Origin of the sequence: Halopseudomonas sp. (assembly GCF_041579695.1) — a bacterium.
Lineage (GTDB): Bacteria > Pseudomonadota > Gammaproteobacteria > Pseudomonadales > Pseudomonadaceae > Halopseudomonas.
This window is the reverse complement of sequence record NZ_JBFGFI010000012.1, coordinates 1-18,803: the sequence shown is the minus strand read 5'-3', so window position 1 is coordinate 18,803 and position 18,803 is coordinate 1. Positions and strand designations below refer to the sequence as shown.

General features: G+C 60.1%; 14 protein-coding genes. 3 read left to right on the top strand and 11 right to left on the bottom strand.

The window, feature by feature from the left end:
- Window positions 1-16: 16 nt before the first annotated feature.
- The 3 genes from rplI (at window position 17) to ABYA88_RS04595 (ending at window position 4,314) form a co-directional block, all read left to right on the top strand.
- Entirely contained in the window at window positions 17-463 is a 447-nt protein-coding gene (gene rplI / locus ABYA88_RS04605; protein ID WP_373185711.1) for a 50S ribosomal protein L9, read from the top strand.
- 204 nt (window positions 464-667) lie between these two features.
- Complete coding sequence (dnaB, locus tag ABYA88_RS04600; RefSeq protein ID WP_373185753.1) at window positions 668-2,059, top strand: replicative DNA helicase; 1,392 nt, start codon at window positions 668-670, stop codon at window positions 2,057-2,059.
- A gap of 14 nt (window positions 2,060-2,073) precedes the next feature.
- Entirely contained in the window at window positions 2,074-4,314 is a 2,241-nt protein-coding gene (locus tag ABYA88_RS04595) for a YgiQ family radical SAM protein (RefSeq protein WP_373185751.1), read from the top strand.
- Window positions 4,315-4,326: 12 nt separating this feature from the next.
- On the opposite strand, the gene ABYA88_RS04590 is transcribed toward ABYA88_RS04595, so the two are convergent.
- From ABYA88_RS04590 to dsbD, 11 genes are all read right to left on the bottom strand, one after another.
- Window positions 4,327-7,068: a response regulator gene (locus ABYA88_RS04590; protein WP_373185710.1), complete on the bottom strand. Its 2,742-nt coding sequence runs from the start codon at window positions 7,066-7,068 to the stop codon at window positions 4,327-4,329.
- A 164-nt stretch (window positions 7,069-7,232) separates the two neighbouring features.
- The gene (gene purD / locus ABYA88_RS04585; RefSeq protein WP_373185709.1) at window positions 7,233-8,522 is read right to left on the bottom strand and encodes a phosphoribosylamine--glycine ligase; all 1,290 of its coding nucleotides are present in this window, start codon (window positions 8,520-8,522) and stop codon (window positions 7,233-7,235) included.
- Between the two features lie 101 nt (window positions 8,523-8,623).
- Window positions 8,624-10,231, bottom strand: a complete 1,608-nt coding sequence (gene purH / locus ABYA88_RS04580; RefSeq protein ID WP_373185708.1) for a bifunctional phosphoribosylaminoimidazolecarboxamide formyltransferase/IMP cyclohydrolase — start codon at window positions 10,229-10,231, stop codon at window positions 8,624-8,626.
- An 87-nt stretch (window positions 10,232-10,318) separates the two neighbouring features.
- Window positions 10,319-10,645: a DNA-binding transcriptional regulator Fis gene (gene fis, locus ABYA88_RS04575; RefSeq protein WP_373185707.1), complete on the bottom strand. Its 327-nt coding sequence runs from the start codon at window positions 10,643-10,645 to the stop codon at window positions 10,319-10,321.
- Window positions 10,642-11,640 (bottom strand): tRNA dihydrouridine synthase DusB, encoded by a 999-nt coding sequence (gene dusB, locus ABYA88_RS04570; protein ID WP_373185706.1) that lies wholly within the window; start codon window positions 11,638-11,640, stop codon window positions 10,642-10,644. Before dusB ends, fis begins: the two co-directional genes overlap by 4 nt.
- 186 nt (window positions 11,641-11,826) lie before the next feature.
- Window positions 11,827-13,221: a DUF3426 domain-containing protein gene (locus ABYA88_RS04565; protein WP_373185705.1), complete on the bottom strand. Its 1,395-nt coding sequence runs from the start codon at window positions 13,219-13,221 to the stop codon at window positions 11,827-11,829.
- Window positions 13,222-13,281: 60 nt separating this feature from the next.
- On the bottom strand, window positions 13,282-14,169 hold the full coding sequence (prmA, locus tag ABYA88_RS04560; RefSeq protein ID WP_373185704.1) for a 50S ribosomal protein L11 methyltransferase: 888 nt from the start codon (window positions 14,167-14,169) through the stop codon (window positions 13,282-13,284).
- A gap of 131 nt (window positions 14,170-14,300) precedes the next feature.
- Window positions 14,301-15,641, bottom strand: a complete 1,341-nt coding sequence (gene accC, locus ABYA88_RS04555) for an acetyl-CoA carboxylase biotin carboxylase subunit (protein WP_373185703.1) — start codon at window positions 15,639-15,641, stop codon at window positions 14,301-14,303.
- A 19-nt stretch (window positions 15,642-15,660) separates the two neighbouring features.
- A complete protein-coding gene (gene accB, locus ABYA88_RS04550; protein ID WP_373185702.1) occupies window positions 15,661-16,119 on the bottom strand; it encodes an acetyl-CoA carboxylase biotin carboxyl carrier protein in 459 nt (152 codons plus the stop codon).
- 24 nt (window positions 16,120-16,143) lie between these two features.
- Window positions 16,144-16,596 (bottom strand): type II 3-dehydroquinate dehydratase, encoded by a 453-nt coding sequence (gene aroQ / locus ABYA88_RS04545; protein WP_373185701.1) that lies wholly within the window; start codon window positions 16,594-16,596, stop codon window positions 16,144-16,146.
- Window positions 16,597-16,731: 135 nt separating this feature from the next.
- A complete protein-coding gene (dsbD, locus tag ABYA88_RS04540) occupies window positions 16,732-18,522 on the bottom strand; it encodes a protein-disulfide reductase DsbD (protein ID WP_373185700.1) in 1,791 nt (596 codons plus the stop codon).
- Between the last annotated feature and the right edge of the window lie 281 nt (window positions 18,523-18,803).

Here is an 18,803-nt window from a genome sequence, read left to right as displayed (position 1 = left end):
ACAAGAGGTTATTGCAATGGAAGTTATCCTGCTCGAAAAGATCGCGAACCTGGGTGGCCTTGGTGACAAGGTTGCAGTCAGCGCTGGTTATGCACGCAATTTCTTGCTGCCTTTCGGCAAGGCTACTCCGGCTACCGATTCCAATCTGGAAGCCTTTGAAGCACGTCGCGCCGAACTGGAGCGTATTGCTGACGAGAAGAAAGCTGAAGCTGAAACTCGTGCTGCCAAGCTGGTCGACCTGACAGTGACCATCACTGCCAACGCCGGTGAAGAAGGCAAGCTGTTCGGCTCCATCGGTACCCGCGACATCGCTGACGCGGTGACTGCTGCCGGTGTACCGGTCGAGAAGAGCGAAGTACGTCTGCCTGAAGGCCCGCTGCGCAATGTCGGTGAATACGACGTCGCGCTGCACCTGCATTCAGATGTAGAAGCCAGCGTCAAACTGGTCGTAGTCAACGGTTGAGCCTGGCGGCCGGCACCTGAATGATTTCCGTAACGCCTAAGGCGTAGCGGGATGAGTTCGCTGGCCTTTGGGTTTAGACTGTTCAGCACGGCGCCTGTCATTGACAGGCGCCGTGTTGCTGTTTTTGTTCCCCGGTTATTTCTGCTTCGGGGTGTCCTGGTCGAATAGTGAGCAAGTGCCGAGCCTGTATCGATGAGCGAACCCATGTACACCGACAACACGGAACTTGATCTGCAGGCCTCTGCGCTGAAGATTCCGCCGCATTCGATCGAAGCCGAGCAGGCTGTGCTGGGTGGCGTGATGCTGGAAAACACGACCTGGGAACGGGTGGTGGAGCTGCTCAGTGAGGCCGATTTCTACCGGCACGACCACCGGTTGATTTTTCGTGCCCTGGCAAGCCTGGCGTCGCGCAATCAGCCCTTCGATGTGGTTACACTGGCCGAAGAGCTAGACCGCGAGGGCCTGATTGATCAGGTCGGCGGCCTGGCCTATCTGGGGCAGTTGGCCAAAAATACGCCATCAGTCGCCAATATCAGCGCCTACACGACGATCATCCGTGAGCGTTCCACGCTGCGTAAGCTGATCAGTACCAGTTCGGATATTGCCGATAGTGCCTTTAACCCCAAGGGCAAGCAGGCCAATGCGATTCTGGATGAGGCCGAGCGGCAGATTTTCGCGATTGCCGAAAGCCGGCCGAAAACCGGTGGTCCCGAGTCGGTGAACAACCTTCTGACCAAGGCCATCGACCGGATCGATACACTGTTCAACAGCGATGGTGCGATCACCGGGCTGTCCACCGGGTTTGCTGACCTGGACGAAATGACCTCGGGTTTGCAACCGGCCGATCTGGTCATCATTGCCGGCCGCCCCTCGATGGGTAAAACCACCTTTGCGATGAACCTGGTGGAGAATGTGGTCTTGCGTTATGACAAGGCCGTGCTGGTGTTCTCTCTCGAGATGCCAGGGGACTCCCTGGTCATGCGTATGCTGTCATCCCTGGGGCGCATCGATCAGAGCAAGGTGCGCGCCGGTCGGTTGGATGACGATGACTGGCCGCGGCTTACCTCAGCGGTGAATCTGCTGAATGACCGCAAGCTGTTCATTGATGACACGGCCGGCCTCTCGCCGATGGAGATGCGCGCGCGGGCGCGTCGCGTAGTGCGCGAGCACGGCGAAATCGGCATGATCATGATCGATTATCTGCAGTTGATGCAGATCGGCGGCTCCTCGGAAAACCGCACCAACGAAATTTCCGAGATTTCCCGCTCGCTGAAGGCCTTGGCCAAGGAATTCAATGCCCCGGTAGTGGCGCTGTCGCAGCTCAACCGTTCCCTTGAGCAGCGACCGAACAAACGACCCATTAACTCGGACCTCCGTGAATCGGGCGCGATCGAGCAGGATGCGGACGTGATCATGTTCGTTTACCGGGATGAAGTTTACCATCCGGATACTCAGGATCAGGGTATCGCCGAAATCATCATCGGCAAGCAGCGGAACGGCCCGATCGGTAATATCCGACTGGCCTTTCTGGGCAAATTCACCCGTTTCGAAAACCTCGCACCCGGCTCCTACGCTGGCTACGGGGATATGGAGTAACCATGTCCGTCAGCATGCCGGCCGCCAGGCCGCTATTCGATTATCCCAAGTACTGGGCCGAATGTTTTGGTGCAGCACCTTTTCTGCCAATGAGCCGGGACGAGATGGACCTGCTCGGCTGGGACAGCTGCGACATCATTATCGTGACCGGCGACGCTTACGTGGACCACCCCTCATTCGGGATGGCGATCATCGGCAGGCTGCTCGAGGCGCAGGGATTCCGGGTTGGCATCATCAGCCAGCCAGACTGGCAGAGCAAGGACGCTTTCACGCAGCTGGGCAAGCCGAACCTGTTCTTCGGCGTGGCCGCGGGCAACATGGATTCGATGATCAACCGCTACACGGCCGATCGCAAGATCCGCTCCGACGATGCTTATACACCTGGCGGAAAGGCGGGCAGTCGGCCGGATCGAGCCAGTTTGGTGTATAGCCAGCGTTGCCGCGAAGCCTTCAAAGACGTGCCGGTGGTGCTCGGCGGGATCGAAGCCTCGCTGCGCCGTATAGCGCATTACGACTACTGGCAGGACAAGGTACGTCACTCCCTGCTGCTCGATGCCAAGGCAGACATCCTGCTGTACGGCAACGCCGAGCGTGCTGTCGTCGAGATCGCCCAGCGCCTGAGCCGCGGCGAAGACATCCAGTCGATCACCGATATACGCGGTACCGCTTTCATGCGCCGTGACACGCCACAGGGCTGGTTCGAGCTGGATTCGACACGTATTGATCGCCCCGGCAAAGTCGACAAGATCATAAATCCCTACGTGAATACCCAGGACACCAGCGCCTGCGCCGTGGAACAGGCCAAGGGGCCGTCCGAAGACGGCGTCCAGGAGGTAACCGCGGACGGCGTTCAGGTGGTTCATCTGCTACCGCATCCGCGACTGGAGCGGGACAAGACGGTTATCCGTTTGCCATCCTACGAGAAGGTGAAAAGTGACCCGGTGCTTTACGCCCACGCCAACCGCGTACTGCATCTGGAGACCAATCCCGGCAACGCCCGTGCTCTGGTTCAGCGCCACGCAGAGAAGGATGTGTGGTTCAACCCGCCGCCTATTCCGCTGACCACCGAGGAAATGGATTACGTATTCGGCCTGCCCTATGCCCGTGTTCCGCACCCGGCGTATGGCGATGCGAAGATTCCCGCATATGAGATGATCCGTTTTTCGGTGAACATCATGCGTGGCTGTTTTGGTGGCTGCACCTTCTGCTCGATTACCGAGCATGAGGGGCGCATCATCCAGAACCGTTCCCATGACTCGATCATCCGAGAAATCGAAGAGATCCGTGACAAGGTCCCAGGCTTTACCGGCGTGATCTCCGACCTGGGCGGGCCGACTGCCAACATGTACCGCATCGCCTGCAAGAGTCCCGAGATCGAGGCCGCCTGCCGTAAACCCTCCTGCGTCTATCCGGGAATCTGTGAGAATCTGAATACCGATCATTCGTCGTTGATTGGTCTGTACCGCAAGGCGCGTGAACTGCCCGGCGTGAAAAAGGTGTTGATTGCCTCCGGTCTGCGCTATGACCTGGCGGTCGAGTCGCCGGAGTACGTCAAGGAGTTGGTCACCCATCACGTCGGCGGCTACCTGAAGATCGCTCCGGAACACACCGAGCAAGGACCGCTTAGCCGGATGATGAAGCCCGGCATCGGTACCTACGATACCTTCAAGCGTCTGTTCGAGAAATACACCAAGGAGGCGGGCAAGAAGCAGTATCTGATTCCGTATTTCATCGCAGCTCATCCGGGCACCTCGGATGAAGACATGATGAATCTGGCGCTCTGGCTCAAGACCAACGATTTCCGCGCCGATCAGGTGCAGGCTTTCTATCCCTCACCGATGGCTACCGCCACGGCGATGTACCACTCGGGCAAGAACCCGCTGCGACGCGTCACCTACAAGAGCGATGGTGTAGCCAGCGTTAAGGGCGAACGCCAGCGTCGGCTGCACAAATCGTTCCTGCGTTATCACGACCCGAAGAACTGGCCCCTGCTGCGCGAGGCGCTGAAGGAAATGGGTCGATCGGATCTGATCGGTAATAGCAAGCAGCATCTGATACCGACGTTCCAGCCAGCAGTTGAGGGCTACGCCAGTGCCCGGCGCAAGAACTCGACGCCCCAGGGTGCGAAGGCCAAACCGGGTGTTCTGCTGACACAGCATAACGGTTTGCCGCCACGCGACAGTGGCGCCCGCAAGAAGCCGGGAGGCAAGAAGCCGGGCCGATCTGCTCCTAGGGCATCCGCTCGGAGATCCTGAGGGGAGGGCCGGTCAGTCGGGTGTTTTCTTCTGCTTGCGCCCGACCCAGTAGTCGATCTGTTCGCGCAGTTGCGCGAGCTCGACCGGTTTGGCGATATGCGCATTCATCCCGGCACGCCGCGACCGCTCGCGGTGCTCGGGGAGAATGTGCGCGGTCAGCGCGATGATCGGCAGTGGTTCGCGACCACGGCTCTTTTCCCATTCGCGAATCAGCTGTGCAGCGTCGAATCCATCCAGTTCAGGCATTTCACAATCCATCAACACCAGGTCGTACTGTCCGCTCTTCACCGCTTCGACAGCTTCGCGACCATTCTGTACCGCTGTTGCCTGGAGTCCCAGCTTGCCCAGCATCCCCCGGATTACTTTGGTGGATATGCTGTTGTCTTCGGCAATCAGAACTCGGAAGCCATCGGTTGATGATTCATCCGGGCTTTCCGCCAGGCTGTCCGGTTTCTGTTCCAGCGCGCCGACATGTTGCTGCCACTCGTCTGCAAGGGTGGTGCGCAGGGTATAGCCGGCCACGGGCTTGCTGAGTATGCGGCGCACGCCAGCGGCCCGTGATATGACCCGGCTGGGTGCCTGACTGATACCCGTCAGCATGATGATCAATAAGCTGTTACCAATAGCGGGGTCGTCCTTGATCCGGCTGGCAAGTTCCAGTCCGCTCATTCCAGGCATGACCTGATCTACCAGCAGGATCTCGAAGGGATTGCCCAGGTGGGCCTGGGTGCGCAGCAGTGCGAGTGCTTCCTTCCCACTGGCTACCGTCTCGGCATGCATGCCCCAGGCATTGCACTGGTTTTGCAGCACTTTTCGGCAAGTTGCGTTGTCATCAACGATCAATGTACGCCGGTCGATCAGAAAGCGCCCCTCAGACAGCAGGTCCGAGCTGACAGACGGAGACTGCACCGCCAGCGTGAACCATACCGAATTCCCCTGCTCGGAGGCATATTTTATGCCGATTTTACCGCCCAGCATGCGTACCAGCTGGCTGGCGATGAGTAGGCCAATATGGCCGGTGTGGTCCGCCTGCTCAAGCAATCGGGCAGTGTCCATGGATGTTTTCAGCAGTGATTCACGGGCCTGGTCCGGTATTTCGCTGCCGGTATCCTGTACTGCAAAACGCAGTAGTGCGCCCTGTTCGTTATTCTCCAGTCGCACGACCAGCAGTATTTCCCCCTCGGTAGTCAGACGCAGGGAATTGTTCAGCAGGTTGGTCAATATTTGCCTCAGCCTGGTAGGGTCGCTCTCTATCGTGCGGGGCACTTCGGGGTGAACGTAACTGATGAGTTCGACATGCTGATTGCCGGCGCGGCTGCGCATGGTTTCCATGCAGTCATTGATCAGGCCATGGAGATCGAACTGGACCTGCTCGAGAATCATTTCCCCTGATTCGAGCCGGGACATGTCCAGAATCTCGTTTATCAGATTCAGCAGATCGCTGCCCGAGCCATGAATTGTCTGTACATAGTCCCGTTGTTTAGCTGACAGTGCGGTATCGAGCAGCAACTCCGACATGCCCAGCACGCCGTTCATCGGCGTGCGAATCTCATGGCTTATACGGGCAAGGAATTCCGCTTTGGTGCGCTGTTCAGTCTGCCGCGCAGCGCTGACCTCTCGACGAGCCGCACGTTGGGCTATACGACGCTGCAGACGCGTGTGCATACCCCAGGCGAAGCCGACCAGTGCTAGCCAGAGCAGAAATACCACTGTGCTGTCGCCAAGGGGGTGGGCGGCAGGTCGGTACTCGACAATGAAGCTGGCAAACATGAATACGATTGCTAACAGAAACGATTTCTCCACAGGCTGGTGTCGTAGCCATAGAAACAGCATCAACAGTGCAGTCAGTAGCGGTAAGGCCAGCCGTAATGTGTTTGTAGCCAGGTTGAGCAGGCTTACGTCCAACGCGGCGACGAGGATGACCAGTCCCATCGCAGCCGCTGCCAGCATCAGGCTTTGGGATACGCCGCCTTTGCTACGCAGGCTTTCCCGGGGCAGAAGGCTGAGAAGGATGAGAGCCATGATCGGATAGGCGGCAAGTTGCAGCAGCGCCGAGGTATGCCCGCGAAGAGCTGGGAAGGCCGTGACGATCCAGCTTATGCCGCTGAGTGCACTGGCGCCGAGTGTCAGCGCAGCAAGCGCGAGTAACAGATGAAAGGGGTCGCGGCTGACTACGCCATGCAGCAGACCGTGTAGTGCCAGCGCGAGCAGCAGGCCTACCAGGATGCCCTGCAAGGCCTGGCTGGCGCTCTGTCTGGTGGCTGCTTCCTGAACGCTGGCCACCTCGACCAGAGTGGTCAGTGGGAAATCGCTGCGCAGGCGCAGATAGGCCTGATAATCACCGCTGTCGGTGGTGTCCAGCAGGAATGCATAGCCGGGATAGGGCAATGTATCTGTAGCCTCGGGTACGCCGGCACCGGCGAGCTTCCGGGCTATCAGGTTTTCATTGCGTAGCAGGTATAGCTCGGCCCGCGGAATCAGGGGGTTTTCCACCAGTAGTTGCCGGGCGTAGCCGCCCTGTAAGGGGATTTGCAGCCAGAGTGCCCCTTCGGCAGGTAAGCGCAGGAGGCCCGGCGCACGGGGCGCAAAGCGATGCGCGTAGCGGCTGGAAGCGACGTCGTCGAGCGATAGCTGGCCGCTGGTGTCGACAAAGATGTTGTAAGTGGGATCACCGGTCTCGTTTGCGCCGACCCAACTGGCCATGGCCATGACCAGAGCCGCGAGAAGGGCAAGAAACCAGCTCGTCTGCTTCAAAATGATTGCGTCCTATCCATGGGCGATCGGTAGGCAGGTTGTGTCTGCGAGTAGTAAGTATAGCTCAAGGCCAGCCCGGTCGGCATGGGTCCGCCAGCCTCGTTGCTGGCTAAGCAGGCCAGCGCCTGCCGCCGGGTCAGCATCAACCGGTGGCAGGTCCGTTGTCAGTCATTCTGCTGTTCGCGCGCTATGGCACGATAACCGATATCGGTGCGGTAGAAGCTGCCCTCCCAGCTGGCCTTTTTCGCCAGCAGATAGGCGTTTTCCTGTGCCTGCTGGACGTCCTCGCCCAGCGCCGTCGCGCACAGGACCCGGCCGCCACTGGTGACAATCCTGCCGTCGGCCAGCGCCGTTCCTGCGTGGAATATCTTGCCATCCAGCTTGCCCGCATCTTCCAGGCCATTGATTACCGCGCCTTTGGCATAGTTGCCCGGGTAGCCGCCTGCGGCCAGGACCACGCCAAGGCTGGGTCGCGGATCCCACTCGGCTTCGCTCTTGTCGAGTTGCCCCTGCAATGCGGACTCGATCAGCGCAACCAGGCTGGATTGCAGCCGCAGCATGATCGGCTGGGTTTCGGGATCACCGAACCGACAGTTGAACTCGATCACCCGTGGCGCCCCATCGGGATCTATCATCAGGCCAGCATAGAGGAATCCGGTGTAGACGTTGCCCTCGGCAGCCATGCCGCGGACCGTCGGCCAGATTACTTCGTCCATGACCCGCTGGTGCACGGCCGGTGTGACGACCGGCGCGGGCGAGTAGGCCCCCATGCCGCCGGTATTTGGTCCGGTATCACCATCGCCGACCCTCTTGTGGTCCTGGCTGGTTGCCATGGGCAATACATGCTCACCATCAACCATGACAATGAAACTGGCTTCCTCGCCGTCGAGAAAGTCCTCGATCACTACACGCGAGCCGGCTTCGCCAAAGGCATTGCCTGACAGCATGTCGCGTACCGCGTCTTCCGCTTCGGCCAGGGTCATGGCGACAATAACGCCCTTGCCAGCAGCCAGACCGTCCGCCTTGATCACGATTGGCGCGCCCTTGCGTTTCAGGTAAGCCAGCGCAGCCTCGACCTCGGTGAAGTTCTCGTAATCAGCGGTAGGAATCCGGTGGCGCGCCAGAAAGTCCTTGGTGAAAGCCTTGGAGCCCTCAAGTTGGGCCGCCCCTGCGGTAGGACCGAAACACTTGAGGTCGCGCTGGCGAAACAGATCCACCACGCCGGCCACCAATGGCGCCTCGGGCCCGACGATGGTCAGCGCGACATTCTCGGCAGCGAAATCGGCAAGCCGCTCCAGCTCGAGAACGTCAATGTCAACGTTCTTGCACTTCCCTTCGGTGGCTGTGCCGGCATTACCCGGCGCCACGAATACGGTCTCCACGCGAGGGTCCTGAGCCGCTTTCCAGGCCAGGGCGTGTTCACGTCCACCACTACCGATAATCAGAATATTCATGGGTCTCTCCCAGGGGAGAGCGGCAAACGCCAATTGACAAGTTTCAAGCAGATCCTGTGGTCGGTGCTTGTGGCTTGCAGCTGGTGGCTTGCCGCTCGTTGTTAGTGCCTGAAATGGCGCATGCCGGTAAATACCATGGCCATACCGGCTTCGTCGGCGGCCGCAATTACTTCAGCATCGCGCATTGAGCCGCCGGGCTGAATCACCGCGCTGATGCCGTTCGCTGCGGCGTTCTCGATGCCGTCACGGAAGGGGAAGAAGGCATCTGAGGCCATTACTGCGCCCTTGACCTGCAGACCCGCGTGTTCGGCCTTGATCGCGGCGATACGCGCCGAATTGACCCGGCTCATCTGGCCGGCGCCGATACCTACGGTCTGACGCTGGCTGGCATAGACAATGGCGTTGGACTTGACGAACTTGGCAACTTTCCAGGCGAACACCAGATCGTTGATCTCTTGCTCGGTCGGCGCGCGCCGTGTGACTACCTTCAGATCCTCGGCGGTAATCATGCCGATATCCCGACTCTGCACCAACAAGCCGCCGTTGACGCGCTTGAAATCCCAGTCGGCCTGCGGCTGGGCGTTCCATTCGCCGCACTCGAGCAGGCGCACATTGGCCTTGGCGCTGACTACTTCGCGGGCGCCGGCGCTGATGCGTGGAGCGATGATTACCTCGACGAACTGGCGCTCGACGATTGCCCTGGCCGTCTCTGTGTCCAGCTCGCGGTTAAATGCGATGATGCCGCCAAAGGCCGACTCGGAGTCGGTAGCATAGGCCAGCTCGTAGGCCTGACGGATCCCTCCCTCGGCATCCGGTACCACCGCGACGCCGCACGGGTTGGCGTGCTTGACGATGACGCAGGCAGGTTTGCTGAAGCTTTTCACGCATTCCAGCGCAGCGTCGGTATCGGCCACGTTATTAAAGGAGAGCTCCTTGCCCTGCAGCTGCACCGCGGTTGCGATACAGGCATCGGCAGGCTCGGCTTCCCGATAGAAGGCGGCGGCCTGATGCGGATTCTCTCCGTAGCGCATGTCCTGCGCCTTGATGAACTGGCGGTTGAACGTGCGCGGAAATGCACAGCGATTGTCGGTAGTCAGGTTATCTGCCTGCCGATCTATAGTGCCCAGATAGTTGGCGATCATGCCGTCGTACGATGCAGTATGTTCAAACGCCTTTAACGCCAGCTCAAAACGTTGTGCGTAGGTCAGGCCGCCGGCTTTCAGCGCTGCGACGATGTCGGTGTAATCGCTTGAGCTGACAACGATGGCAACATCCTTGTGGTTCTTCGCGGCAGAACGGACCATGGTCGGTCCACCGATATCGATGTTCTCGATTGCATCAGGCAGGCTGCAGCCCGGCTTGGCGACGGTAGCGGCAAAAGGGTAGAGGTTGACCACGACCATATCGATCGGCTGGATGCCGTGCTGCTGCATTATCTCGCCGTCGATATCGCGCCGGCCGAGAATGCCGCCGTGGATCTTCGGGTGCAGGGTCTTTACACGGCCGTCCATCATCTCCGGAAAGCCTGTGTAATCGGCCACTTCGGTGGCGTCGAGACCCTGTTCACGCAGAAGCTTGAAGGTGCCGCCAGTCGAAAGAATCTCGACGCCCTGGGCGCTCAGTTCGCGGGCGAAATCAACGATTCCGGTCTTGTCGGAAACGCTGATCAGCGCGCGACGAACCGGCAGGCGGTTGGTTTGGTCGGTCATGGGTTTTCCAGTTGTGGTCTATTGATAATCAGAGCCGGGCATCCGGCGCTCTGGCCGGCATGCCCTTTCCAGCTGCAGCAGTTTGCTTCAGAGGAGCCCGTACTGCTTGAGTTTCTTGCGTAGCGTGCCCCGGTTGAGGCCGAGGATCTCGGAGGCGCGGGTCTGATTGCCCTTGACGTGTTCCATCACGCTCTCAAGCAGCGGTGCCTCGACCTCGCAAAGCACCATGTTGTAGACGTCGGTAACATCCTGGCCGTCAAGGTGCTCGAAATAATTCTGCAAAGCCTGTTCGACGCTGTTGCGCAGTGTGCGGCTGCTCTGGCTGAGCTTGTCCGGCTCAATAAAGGCGGTGTCTTCAGGTACGTCGCTCACGGTTTCAGGTCCAGTCATCACTGATGCATTCAATAGGGTCATGCCGCAAGGTCTCCTTCCAGCAAGCGGGTAAAAAAGGTCTGTATGTTCTGGTGTTGCTGCGCCGGACACTCGAGACGATTGAAAGTGCGGCGGAAGTCTCCGGCACCCGGCAGGGTCTGCAGGTACCACCCCACATGCTTGCGGGCTATGCGCACACCCTGGTGCTCGCCATAGAAGCGATGCAGGGCATGCAGGTGTTCAATCAGGGTTTTCTGTTGCCATTCCAGGGGCGGGGGCGGAAGCAGTTCGCCACGCTCCAGGTAGTGGTTGATCTCGTTGAATATCCACGGCCGCCCCTGTGCCGCGCGGCCGACCATCACGGCGTCGGCACCAGTATGACGCAGAACCTGCTGGGCTTTTTGCGGAGAGTCGATATCGCCATTGGCGAAGATCGGGATGCCGGCCTGTTGTTTTATCGCGGCAATGGTGTCGTACTCGGCGAAGCCGGTATACAGCTGATTGCGCGTGCGCCCATGCACTGCCAGCGCCTGAATCCCCGACTCTTCGGCGATGCGCGCTATGGTCAGGCCATTACGCTGTGCTTCGCACCAGCCGGTACGTATCTTCAGTGTCACTGGCAGGTTCACCGCGTTGACCACCGCTTCGAGTATTTCGGCGACAAGCGTCTCGTCACGCATCAGCGCAGAGCCGGCGGCCTTGTTGCAGACTTTCTTGGCCGGACAGCCCATGTTTATGTCGATGATCTGGGCGCCCAGTTGCTCGTTCATGCGCGCGGCCTCGGCCATCATCTGCGGATCGCCACCGGCGATCTGGACCGAACGGGGCTCGTCTTCACCTCGATGGTCGAGCCGGTTGCGCGATTTGCGGCTGTTCCACAGACGGATATCACTGGTGACCATCTCGGATACCACCAGGCCCGCTCCCAGCTTCCGGCACAATTGCCGGAAAGGAAGATCGGTAACACCCGCCATCGGCGCGAGTATGACCTGGCTGGCGAGTTGGTAGGGTCCGATTCGAATCACAGCATGGTCCATCCCTGTACTGTCGGCTCATTGATGGTGTGCCCGGTCAAACAATCCCGGGGTCATTCCGCGGGCGACCCGAGGGCTGCCGTAACGCACCGGCATTATGTTTGCGCGAAAAGGGCGCTAATCATACCCGCTCCGGGTGACCATATAAAGACTGGATTGGACGAATTGTGTACAGACCTGCCGACTGGTTCAGGGGCTCAGAAAGTCCAGCTGATAGCCGGCCGCCTCGGGCCCGGGATCGAGCATATCAAGCGCTACGCGGACGGGCGTCTGGGGTGGCATCAGGGTAGCACCTGCCAGCTCTCCGCCCAGATACTCATCGGGTCGAAACCGCTTGCTGAGGACCTCTCGTCCCCGGGTGTTGTTGAACGTCATGCGCAGCACCGGGAAGGGCTGGGCAAACTCGGCACGGTTGTACAGAATTACATCAATCGCCAGCGCGTTGGGGTATTCCGGGTGAGGGCGGACCATAAGGTTGCTGCTGCGGATCAGGTCGATGTTGACCCGCGCCGGCAGCTCGCATCCGGCCAGGATGCAGAACTGGTCCAGATAGGGGCGGGTCTGCTCGTTGTGGGTCAGGGTGTTGAAGTTGTAAAAGATTGCCTGGGCGGGCAGCCCGAGCAGGGCGAGAATGCTCAGCGCAACCCACAAGGGTCGGTAGCGGCTGCGTCGGGCTCGCGGCTGCTCGTACAGCAGGATGGGTTCATCCGCCAGATCGGGTAGATCGACCAGCTCGCCGAGTCGCGGTTCGCGGCGTCGCCGTGGATCATCGATTTGCTCTGGCGGCTCTTGAGCGTCAGTCTGCTCGTCGTCCGTATGGGGGTCGGCAGCACGGCCCCGCAGGAAGATGCCGCTGTCTGGCTCTGGTGCGGCAGCATTGGCGCGCGGGCTGTCGGCGGCGCTGCTGGCTGTGCTTTCTGTCGGCGGCGCTTCCAGTTCGAAGTCCCGTGCGATCGGTGCCGCAAGAAAGTCCTCGTGAAGGTCGAATTCTTCGTCCCTCCTTTCTGTGGGCACAGGCCCTGATTCTGACTGCGCCTCGCTGTTGGAGGGAGCCTGATCTGTGTCGGACTCATACAGTCTGTCCCAAGGGTCAGCCTCCTCGTCCTGAGCGTCCATGGACGAATCGAGATCCGGCTGGGCGACATCTTCGACGCCGGACTCGGTCGGCACTTCTGGCTCGGACTCATCCTCCGGTTCTGTCACCAGCCGGAACTCGGCTTGATCGGGACGCTCCCCGGCGGCGGATTCGGTTGAACGGCCAGCCGGGTTGATCTCATCGAGGATCGACTCATCCAGACCCAGGGCCTCGAGATCGAGATTATCCAGATCCATTTCGTCATGGATCATCAGTGTGTCGCGGCTCTCATCCGCTTTGGTAGCGCCGGAGGGCACGGCAGAGTGTCTGGCAGACGGCTCGTCTGCAGCTTCAGGTGCCGGGGTTGGCGAGGTGATCGTAAGGTTGGCGTTGAAAACTTTCAGGCAGGCGCCACAGCGCACGTTGCCGGCTGCCGCCTGCAGGTGTTCCTGCGACAGCCGGAACCGCGTCCGACAGAAAGGGCATTGCGCTATCAGCGATTCGCTCATGGTTGACCGGTGATCCTTTGCCGTCGTGAAAGCTAGAATGACATTGTGCCGTGAACCGGGTCAGGTCGCCAGGCGGCGTCTGCCACTGATTCGAATCCAGCCATCGCATTCCGCGACCGGATCGAGGTCAAAATCGCTGCGGTAGGCTGCAAGTATATCCGCGGTCTGTTCGCTGAGGATGCCAGAAAGCGCGATCAGTCCGCCCGGTTTCACCAGCCTCGTCAATTGCGGCGCCAGCGTGACCAGCGGTCCGGCGAGGATGTTTGCTACCAGTACATCCCCCGGCTCCTGCGGCATAGCTTCAGGTAGATAGAGCCTGAACTTCTCATCGGCCACCCGGTTGCGCTGGGCATTGTCGCGAGAGGCCTCGAGCGCCTGTGTATCGATATCAGTCCCCACCGCCTGGCTGACCCCGAGCAACAGCGCCGCGATGGCCAGGATGCCGGAACCGCAGCCGAAGTCGATCAGCAGCTTGCCCTGCAGATCCTGGGCATCCAGCCACTCCAGGCAAAGCGCGGTAGTGGGGTGCGTTCCAGTGCCGAATGCCAGGCCTGGGTCGAGCAGCAGGTTAACTGCATCCGGCTCCGGCGCAGCGTGCCAACTGGGCACGATCCATAGCCGCCGACCGAAGCGCATGGGCTGAAAATGTTCCATCCAGCTGCGTTCCCAATCCTGATCGGCAATCTCTTCGATCTCGTGTGCTGGCAGTTCGCCCGGCCATAGACCCTGCAGGGAGCCCAGTAGGGCAGCGCGGTCGGTATCAGCCTCGAACAGGGCGAGAAGGTGGGTGTGGGACCAGAGCGGAGTGGTTCCCAGGTCGGGTTCGAAAATGGGTTGGTCTTCAGCGTCCATGAAAGTGACTGATACTGCGCCGAGCGCCAGCAGGGTATTTTCCAGCGGATCGGCCTGCTCGGGGGTAATGGCAAGCCGGAGTTGTAGCCAGGGCATGGGTGTTCCTTCGCAAACCGGGTTTCAGCTGGAGGGCCTCAAGCTGCAGGCTCCAGGCAGTAGAAAAAACTCGGGAGCGGACTGGCCGCTCCCGAGAATCGGATAATACGCTTGCAGCTTGCAACTGCGGCCTATTCGATGCCCAGCTTGTGCTCGAGGTAGTGGATGTTCACACCGCCCTTGCAGAACCCGGCGTCGCGAACCAGGTCACGATGCAGCGGCGTATTGGTTTTGATGCCGTCCACCACCAATTCGTCCAGGGCGTTGCGCATGCGCGCCAGTGCTTCATCGCGCGTCGCCCCATAGGTGATCAGCTTGCCGACCAGTGAATCGTAGTTTGGCGGTACCTTGTAACCACTGTACAGATGCGAATCGACGCGCACGCCATTGCCGCCCGGGGCGTGGAAGAACGTTACGGTGCCCGGACTGGGCATGAAGGTTTTCGGGTCTTCGGCGTTGATCCGGCATTCGATCGAGTGACCGCGGATGACCACGTCCTCCTGGGTGATGCTCAGCGGCTGTCCGGAAGCAACCAGGATCTGCTCCTTGACGATGTCGATCCCAGTGACCATTTCGGAGACGGGATGCTCCACCTGAACCCGGGTGTTCATCTCGATGAAGAAGAACTCACCGTTTTCGTAGAGAAATTCGAAGGTACCGGCGCCGCGGTAGCCCAGGTCAATACAGGCCTTGACGCAACGGGCCTGAACCATCGCGCGGGCTTCCTCGTCGATGCCGGGCGCAGGTGCTTCCTCGATGATCTTCTGGTGACGGCGCTGCAGCGAGCAGTCGCGGTCCCCTAGATGTACTGCATGACCTTGCCCGTCGGAGAGTATCTGGACCTCGACATGGCGCGGGTTGGTCAGGAATTTTTCCAGGTAGACGACCGGATTGCCGAAAGCTGCACCGGCTTCAGTGCGGGTCAGCGCGATCGACTTGATCAGTTCGCTTTCTTCATGGACGACGCGCATGCCTCGACCGCCACCGCCACCGGAGGCCTTGATGATCACCGGATAGCCTACGCGGCGGCCAATCGCCAGGCATTCGGCCTCATCATCCGGCAAGGGGCCGTCGGAACCGGGTACGGTGGGTACGCCGGCATCGATCATCGCGGCAATCGCAGAGACTTTGTCACCCATCAGCCGGATTACTTCAGCGCTCGGGCCGATAAAGGTAAAGCCGGAATTCTCGATCTGCTCGGCGAAGTCGGCGTTTTCGGCGAGAAAACCATAGCCCGGGTGTATCCCATCGGCACCGGTTACTTCTGCGGCGCTGATGATCGCAGGAATGTTCAGATAGGATTCCGTGGCATTGGCCGGACCGATACAGACGGTTTCGTCGGCAAGGGCCAGGTGCATGAGTTCACGGTCGGCCGTGGAATGCACGGCGACGGTCTTCAACCCCAGCTCCTTGCAGGCGCGAATCACGCGCAGGGCAATCTCACCGCGGTTGGCTATAAGTACTTTTTGCATCGTTGGCTCCGGGTCGGGCTCAGGCGATGCTGAACAGGGGTTGGTCGAATTCCACCGGCTGGCCGTTGTCCGCCAGGATGGCCTGAACTACGCCGCTTTTGTCAGCTTCGATATGGTTCATCATCTTCATCGCTTCGACGATGCACAGGACGTCGCCTGCCTTCACGCTATGGCCCACTTCGACGAAGGATCCGGCTGCCGGTGAGGGCGAGCGGTAGAACGTGCCCACCATGGGCGAACGAACCAGGTGTCCGGCCGGCTCTGCTGGCGGGGTTTCGACCAGCGAGGCGGGGGCGGTCGGAGCTGCGACGGGCGCTGCCGCGGGTGCCGGAGCCGGTTGCGGATAATATTGTGGTTGTGCGGCCTGCTTGCTGTGGCGGCTGATCCTTACCGATTCTTCGCCTTCATGTATCTCCAGTTCGTCGATACCGGATTCTTCCAGAAGCTCGATCAGTTTTTTTACTTTGCGGATATCCATTGGTGCTTGCACTCCAGAGCAGTTTTAGTCTTGTTCGGTTTGTTCAATCAAATGTATCGCCGCATCCAGCGCCAGTTGGTAACCCCTGGCGCCCAGCCCGCAGATCACGCCTACTGCTACGTCGGAAAAGTAGGAATGATGGCGGAAGGACTCGCGTTTATGCACGTTGGATAGATGCACTTCGATAAATGGGATGCTCACCGCCAGCAATGCGTCACGTATTGCGACACTGGTATGGGTAAAAGCCGCTGGGTTGATAAGGATGAAATCGATTGCCTCATCCCGCGCTGAATGAATGCGCTCGATCAGTTCGTGTTCGGCATTGCTTTGCAGGCTCAGCAGATGATGGCCCCTGGAGGCGGCCTGTTCGCGCAGGGTCTGTATGATCTGCTCGAGGGTGGCAACGCCATAGACCCCCGGCTCCCGGGTACCGAGGAGGTTCAGATTGGGTCCGTTGAGTACCAGAATGCTTGCCATTACTATCGATCCACAGGCAGTGAGAAAAAGCTGACCGTCAGGTCATGGGTGGAAGTCTGCCGGAAACTGCGCGAGCTGTCCAGAATCGCTCGGTTGCCCTCAGATGCCCGCATGATTGCCGCAGATGAGTATAGATTACTTGTCGGGGACTGACGCGAGTCGTTGCAAAAAGCCGTCCCGGTCGATTTCGCCCTGAATGCGCAAACCGGCGATCTCGGAGCCTTCGCGGCTATAGAAGAGAAATGCCGGAGGTCCGAACAGCCCTTTATCGGTCAGCCATTGACGCTGATCTGCGGTGTTGTCGGTCAGGTCCAGCTTGATGCGAACGAAGTCCTCGAGCTGTCCGCGCACAGTTTCATCGCGCAGGACGCGGCGTTCTATGACCTTGCAGCTGATACACCAGTCGGCATACAGCTCGATCACTGCGGGGCGGCTTAATTCTGATGCGCGGGCCAGTTGTGCGTCGATGCCTGCCTGGCTCCCCACGACGGTAAAGAACCCTTCGCTGGATGCGGTCCGGGCCTGCCCCGCTGTGGTCAGCGGAGCGAGCGGACGCAGCGGATCGGAGCCGCCAGCCAGAGCCCCGGCTAGAGACACGGCAGCGTAAATCGCAGCGAGTAAAGCCACGATGCGGGCGAGCTTGCTGGCGACACTCTGGCTGGCGCGCTCGAACAATCCAAGCTGCACCGCCAGGCCGGCTGCGAGAACAGCCCATAGGGCCAGGCTGATCGGCCCTGGAAGCAGGCGCTCAAGCAGCCAGATGGCTACACCGAGCAGGCCGAAGCCGAACAGTTGCTTGACCGTATCGAGCCAGGGCCCCGATCGGGGCAGTAATGCATTGCCAAAGACGGCCACCAGAAGCAGGGGTGCGCCCATGCCGAGTGCCAGCGCGAATAGCCGCAGGGCGCCGCCGCCGGCATCTCCGGTGGTGCTGATGTAAACCAGAGCGCCAGCCAGCGGCGCGGAGATGCAGGGGGACACCACCAGGGTCGAGAGCGCTCCCATCACTGCAGCGCCGGGGATCGACCCGCCCCGGGTGCGGCTGCCCAGGCGTTCCAGGGGTTCACGCAGGAAAGCGGGGAGGCGCAGGTCGAACAGGCCGAACATGGCCAGCGCGAAGATCACGAAAAATACCGCAAAGGTTCCCAGCACCCAGGGCGATTGCAGACGGGCCTGAATGTTCATTGCCGCGCCGAACAGCCCAATCAGGGCGCCTACGGCAGCGAAGGTCAGCGCCATGCCCAGCACGTAGCTCAGCGCGAGCACCACCGCACGCATGCGGTCGATATCCGCGCGGCCAACCACCAGGCTGCTGAGAATCGGCAGCATGGGTAGCACGCAGGGTGTGAATGTCAGCCCCAGGCCGGCGAGGAAAAACAGCAGCAGTGCCAGAGTTGCCCCCTGGGTGGGGGGCGCATCCGCGCGGGCGTCAGCTTCCCCGCTGGCTGCGGGCGAGCTGCCCGGCAGGGGCAGAATCACTGTTTCCGGGGGGTAGCAGAGCCCGGCATCGGCGCAGCCCTGAAAATCCACCTGCAACTGTTGCTGCGGTGTCAGGCTGCCCTCGAAAACCAACGCTATCTCGAGACGGTCGTAGTAGACCTCCACGTCGCCGAAAAACTCATCGTGACGATTCTGGCCCGCGGGCAACGAAACATCCGTCACGCTGGCGCCATCGCCGGTGAGCTTAAAGCCGAGCCTATGACGGTAAAGGTAATATTCCGGCACTATCTCGAATCGTACACGGATTTCCTGCTCCGATAGTCCCACCACGCCGGGGCGAAATGCATCGTTGACCTGCAGGAAGTTGGTCTGGCTGGCGCTGCCCTGGAGCAGGCCGGGGCCTCCTGTGGAGGAGTTGTCGAGCAGACCTCCCGCGACCAGGCCAGGCACGCACAGGCAGAGCAGCAAAAACAGACGTAAGAGCAAGTTGATTGATCCCGGTTGGCATATAAGGGTGCACCATCATAATCGCTGAGAGAGCCCTTGCCGAGTGACAAAGTGTCATGGGCACCATTTGCGCGGGGGATTGTCTCTTCTGTAGGAGGCCGTTCTTCATTCAGTACGCTTTTTGTCACCTTTGAGCCCGCGCGGGTGAAGTGTGCTTCGCGGATGGGAGTGCTATGCTCGGGATCGAGTTGTTAACAGGAGTCAGCAAATGAAGTTCGGAAAGGGCATGTTCGGCAGCAAATCGACTGGAGGCTCGACCG